This is a genomic window from Marinagarivorans algicola (genome assembly GCF_001292705.1).
Lineage (GTDB): Bacteria > Pseudomonadota > Gammaproteobacteria > Pseudomonadales > Cellvibrionaceae > Marinagarivorans > Marinagarivorans algicola.
Genome location: NZ_LGAK01000080.1, coordinates 1 through 5,716, shown reverse-complemented (window position 1 = coordinate 5,716; position 5,716 = coordinate 1). Strand labels below are relative to the sequence as shown.

The window sequence follows — 5,716 nt, the reverse complement described above, 5'->3', positions numbered from 1 at the left end:
ACTTCGATTGTGAAATCAGGGAGCATTTATTCACTGAGCTGCCGAGAAATAATTGCGATACTGAAGCGCTGATGCCTTGGTGCTTTAAGCAAGCATAATTGCGCTAGGTGTTGTTGGCTGGACGCTTACGATATTTCAAACACTTCAAACACTTCAAACACTTCAAACACTTCAAATTATCTAACTGCACTCTATTATCGGTAGTTGAGCAGTTTTTTGCTTGCCTAGATATTCCCAGATTGTTCTTAAGTACAAAAACAACCCCTCAATATGGATTCCCAAATCAGGTGTTTGCTGATAAGTGATTTTTTGTTTTGTCGTCAAAAATATAGGTTTTTTCTACTTTTAGGTAATGATATAAGACTTAAATTTAAAATAAATGGTTATATTTGCACCAAATATATGAATTATGTCACAAGGTTTTGATGTCCCATTTGGGTTCTTTGTTTCGGGATGATTACAATGGAATTACGTTTTTAGTGCCTGAATACACGTATGCCTAAAAATTGAATATTAATCCGTCTATACGACTTATCTAAGTTAAGCAAAGGTATACTCATGTTGAGAATCCAACTTCGCACCTTTTCGAAAGCCTTTCGGAGGGGTGTTTCTATTCTTGCGATAGCAGCGTTATACGCTTGCAGTGGCACTACTGATATCAGCAGTGAAAGCCAGAGTGATACGACTTCTAGCACGGCATCTTCTAGTTCGGTAGCACCTGTTTCTAGTGTTACTGCCAGTAGTACACCGACGTCGTTTGCCGATGCTGATAATGATGGTGTGCCTGATAACGGCCAGGACACGTGTTTGGGGACCGCCTCGCAAGATCGTTTATTGGTTGATGCTGCTGGTTGCTCTGCATTTCAACGCGGCAAAGCTTCTTACACGCAGGAGGCGTGTGCGGCCTGTCATGGTGCTGACGGATCGGGAGGGACTTTTCCACCGATTAACAATCATAGCTGCCCCAAGAAGAATATTGATTGCGGCAATATTACTAAACTTGCTGCCTACATAGGGCCAGAAATGCCTTCAGGTGGTGGTTGTGATGATAAAAATGGCTCGACCTGCGCTACCGATGTGGCAACCTTTATGGTTAGAGCTTTCGCCCCAGGCGGCTCATCGGTTGATTCTGACGGTGATGGCGTGTCAGATAATCTCGATCAATGTGTTTCACCGGCTGATGCCGAGGTGGGTCCAACAGGTTGCCCTGTTGGCGTGAATCCTTTGGCATCAATAGCGCCCATTACACCGCAAATGCGCCTAACGCAGTATGAGTTTTTAGGTACGATCAAAAAAGCTTTTGGTGTGACTGAGTTAAAAGAGACCACCTTGCCTTCAGATACTCAAGATGCCTCTAAAATCTTTTGGAATAACGCCGACGATAATAGTGATGACTTTGCATCATTGATTGCTGCCATTGGCGTCATTTCAGAAGGCCTGGCAGCAAGCTTAGAGGGACGCTGTAATTGGAAGGCTAATACGCGTCAATGCTTTAATCAGCACTTAAGTCATCCACTTAAAACACTGCACCGAGTCGAGAGTGTGCCAGAAGCTGATGCAAAAATGATTGTTAAGGTCATGAATGACGCATTCAATGCCGGTGCTGCGCAAAAGCTAGCGCTTATCGCGGCGATTAGTACAATGCTAGCCGATGAGCGTTTTATTTATAAAATGGAAAACGGTCAAGAAAATACGTCTGATTTAACAGACAATGAATTTGCCGTGCGCTTAGCTTATTTATTAACCGATCTCCCGCCTAATCAAGAGGTGCTGGACAACCCCTATAATGTCGAGGCGCACACTCAGAATATGCTGTCGAGTGATGAGTATCACGAAGTGGTTTGGCAGTTTGTGGCTCAAATGTTTAACCTACCGCTCGAGCAGCCACCGCAAGAAGTATCGCTTTCTATTGAACCTTTAATGGGTGACCAGTGTAATACTACGCCGCAATGTCAGGCTCACTTTAAAGATATTGGTGCGCAATCTTATGATTGCGCGGGCAGTGCCAGTGACAGCAGTGTTTGCTTATGCGATGGCGATGAGTGTAATTCAAAAATCCCCGCAGGTGCTGCCAAAATTAATGCGTCGGCTTATGAAGAAACCCGTCGCTTTGTTCGGCATGTATTTAGTGAGTCAAACGCACCAATTTCAGCGCTTTTTTCGGCGAATTACTCATTTATTAATGCTGAGCTAGCGGCGCACTATGGTGTGCCTGCACCGGTTAATGACTGGGATAAAGTCGTCTTTCCAGATAGCGCGCAACGTCGAGGTATTTTGACGCATGCGAGTTACTTAATAGCCTCTGGAGGGCATAAGCGTAATAAAAATACGATTTTTAGAGGAAAGGTAGTATTTGAGCGATTATTTTGTCAAAAAATGCCTAATGCTGGGGATGCTGATATTACTGCGCCTATTACGGATAGGGCTGCGGCACCGGGGTGTAAAGGGTGCCATGCGATTGTGGACCCTATTGGTCGCATTTTTGATCTCTACGATGACGATGGCAAAATTTTTCCGGGCGGTGCAATAGAGCAAGGTGAGGTTTTGGGTGATGTTGATATTACGGGGGCTTATGACACTGCCCCTGAGTTGGCTTTGCAAATAGCGCAGAGTAAGACTGTTAGCGATTGCTTTACTAAAAATCTTTATCGCTTTGCCTTGGGTCGCGACCCTGTTGTAAGTGATCAGCAAAGTTTTGAGTTGATGCGCGATACGGTGGAGGGTGATCAAACCTTTAACGAGCTAATGTCAGCATTTACTGCAAGTGATTCGTTTAGAAAGATTTATGTGAAATCTAAACAAACCTCATGCCCGGCACCATAGGAGATTAAGCATGAAAAATTCTTTTAAAAATTTAAAGCGTCGCAGCTTTTTAGCGAGCAGTGCAGCAAGCGTAGCGTCGATATCTATGGCCAACCTTTTTTGCAATCAAGCACTGGCGCAAAATAGCGGCATTAAGCGCTTTATTGTTTGGTATGTGCCCGAGGGCTGCGCACAGCAAGCTTTTTGGCCCAAAAATACCGGCAATCTTGAAATTAACCCCATGGCCTCTTTTAATAACAATAGTCTTGCACCGACTAACGGCGCTAAAAAAGGCCGAGATCCCGGTGAAAACAACCCGTCCAACAGGGCTAATGGCCGTATGAATACCAATATGGCGAGCTATTGCTTAAAGCCCCTGCAAGGGCTAGAGAGCGAAATGGCGCTGTACAGTGGTTTTCAAAACTATGGTGACCCAGAATTTAACGATGATCATTGGCGCACCGTGAGCGCGGCCTTAACTGGTGGTAAGAAAAAACAAGGAAGCATCGATCAAATTGTTGGTAAGGCTTTTAGGGCGCCGTCGAATGTTAGAGACTCGGCTTATTTTTCTGTTTATGGTCAGCACGTTAATAATAGTGGCAGCGATAATGGGTATCTATCACCAGTCAGGACCATTGGCTCTGGTGGTTATACCGGCAGCTCTATTTGGAATCCCGTTGAGGTCTTTAAAGAGATTTTCCCCTCGGGTGTACCTGTAAAAGCTAACCCCGGCGAGCCTGTCGATTTACCTTATAGCGATTTAGAGGCGCGTCTTGGTGCACTCAATGCTATTGAGCAGCGTTTAGAGCAGGTGAAGTGTGTGGGTGGCGAGCAAGCGCGTAACAAGTTAGAGGCTTTACTGGCCTCCTATCAAAAACTGGTTATCAATACCGAAGGCAGTATTCGGGCAGAGCAAGTGCAAGCGAGCCAAGATGTTAAAGTGGATATTCCCGATAACTGGAAAAACGGCATAACCAACAGTACTCGAGATTTGTCTAAATATTGGAATCAACACACTAACTTTGAAAAATTAATGGATATTGCCATTGATTCAACAGTAGCGGCTTTAGCGCTAGATCGTACACGTGTGTCGATGTTGCAATTTAGTGCATCAGGTAATGACAGCGGTAGCGCAAACCACGATCACTACAAAACCATTAAATTACCTTACAATCAAACTTTAGAGCCTGGCGATACCAATGATCACTTTTTTGGTCATTTTTCTGGCGACCCTAAACGACGCAACCAAGCGCGAGTTTATCAGTGGTATTACAGTAAGCTTAGGCAGCTGGTTGATAAGTTAAAGGCAATACCCGATGGTAACGGTGAAACATTGTTTGATAGTACAATGATTTTAGCGACATCAGAATTTGGTAGCTACGATCATTATTATCATGATGTACCTCATATGATTTTAGGTGGTAATCAAATGAACTTCCAAAAAGGCCAATATATTGATGTGCATAATGGTGCGCATCGCGACTCAGCTGATTTACTCTATGGCGTTACGAATAGTTTGGGTCTTAATTTGGGTAATTTTGGGAACTCAACTAACGCCTTTACGGTATAGTGATGTATCGCTTAGTGGTGCAAAAACCATTACTGAGCATAGACGTAACTATTCAGAGATACCGAATTGGGCACGGATGAATCATTGTCTGGGCCGCTTAAGGCATTCATGGGTGCTATATAAGTTTTTAAATGCCTCGAAAACAATCCATCAGCACTCTATCAGATGGGTTTTTCAGCTTGGCTGAATAGTTACGCATAGAGTCGTTATTTTTTAAAAGCCAACCATTTATTTGATTGGTTTTTTGAGGTTGATTGTTTTGTGGTTTTTGAAAAGCACCGCTATTTAGCGATACGGGCATTGAGCTGGCTACTGATAAATGATGGATAGAGCGTTGAGCCACTTAAGGGTTTATGCTTTTCGATTTTATATGTTTCGACGTTATCTTTTTTATTGTGCGCTTGTTGAGAGGTTTCATCTGCATACCGCCATGCCATGCGTCGTTAACAATCGCCTCCCTTGCAAGGCTTGTATTCAAATGCACAAAAAATATTTTTTTCGCAGCTTTAGGTAGTGGCCACAGTTTGCCCAAGGCAGTTACAAAAAATTAACAACGAGCATCAGGATGTATGTATGAGGGGTGTAAAGGTGGAGTGTTTAGATTGCAGTTTTAGAGCAATTAATATGGGCTAAAAGTAAATGCGCATTTGAGAGGCTCAGAATAGTTGTATAACGTCTAATGCTACGAGCTAGTAGAGGTGTATGCGTCGATTTCATTGATGTGTATACAATGAGTCATTGATATGTATAGCCATTGCGTACATCGTAGCCGCTGTGTAAAACATAGTGCTTGTGCAGATGGTAATCGCTGTGTAAGTAGTAGGAATATGTAAATAGTAGAGACGTGCAAATAATAGAAGCTATTTAATCAAGGTAATAAATAGTAGCAGTAGTTGATAAATTTTAATGATCACTTTGTTTAGGATTCAAGTAAAGTGGATCTTATTCAACCGTAAAAATTGGTAGCGGGGGTAGGATTTGAACCTACGGCCTTCGGGTTATGAGCCCGACGAGCTACCAAACTGCTCCACCCCGCACCTAAATCAGTAGGTATGCCCTAACTGAGGTGCGCACTTTAGTGTTTGGTGGCGCCTGAGTCAACCTATTTCTTTTGTCGTTTTTGAGTGTCGCTGTTGTGAAGTGTTATTTTTGCACATCATTGTGACGGCGGGTAGGCGCATCAATACTCAAAAAAACCAGTGGGTGCTCTAAAATACGGATGATTTGATGGTCTATGCCGCGTTCCCAAAATACCATATCGCCGGCGGCAGCTTCAAAAGGCTCGCTGCCTTTAATAAATAATGAACAGATAAAAATTGCAGTTAAAAAGACCTTAAACAACAC

At 43.3% G+C, this 5,716-nt stretch carries 4 protein-coding genes and 1 tRNA gene; 2 read left to right on the top strand and 3 right to left on the bottom strand.

Features of this window, described 5'->3' with window-relative positions:
* Positions 1-558 precede the first annotated feature (558 nt).
* Together AC438_RS16055 and AC438_RS16050 are read left to right on the top strand one after the other, a co-directional pair.
* Positions 559-2,823: a DUF1592 domain-containing protein gene (locus tag AC438_RS16055; protein WP_053982278.1), complete on the top strand. Its 2,265-nt coding sequence runs from the start codon at positions 559-561 to the stop codon at positions 2,821-2,823.
* Between the two features lie 10 nt (positions 2,824-2,833).
* The gene (locus tag AC438_RS16050; RefSeq protein ID WP_053982277.1) at positions 2,834-4,372 is read left to right on the top strand and encodes a DUF1552 domain-containing protein; all 1,539 of its coding nucleotides are present in this window, start codon (positions 2,834-2,836) and stop codon (positions 4,370-4,372) included.
* Between the two features lie 281 nt (positions 4,373-4,653).
* On the opposite strand, the gene AC438_RS16895 is transcribed toward AC438_RS16050, so the two are convergent.
* The 3 genes from AC438_RS16895 to AC438_RS17015 form a co-directional block, all read right to left on the bottom strand.
* Positions 4,654-4,809, bottom strand: coding sequence for a hypothetical protein (locus AC438_RS16895; protein WP_156317126.1), 156 nt, complete (start codon positions 4,807-4,809; stop codon positions 4,654-4,656).
* A 523-nt stretch (positions 4,810-5,332) separates the two neighbouring features.
* A tRNA-Met gene (locus AC438_RS16045) sits at positions 5,333-5,409 on the bottom strand.
* 106 nt (positions 5,410-5,515) lie between these two features.
* On the bottom strand, positions 5,516-5,716 hold a 201-nt coding region (locus AC438_RS17015; protein WP_202904787.1), incomplete at its 5' end, for a hypothetical protein.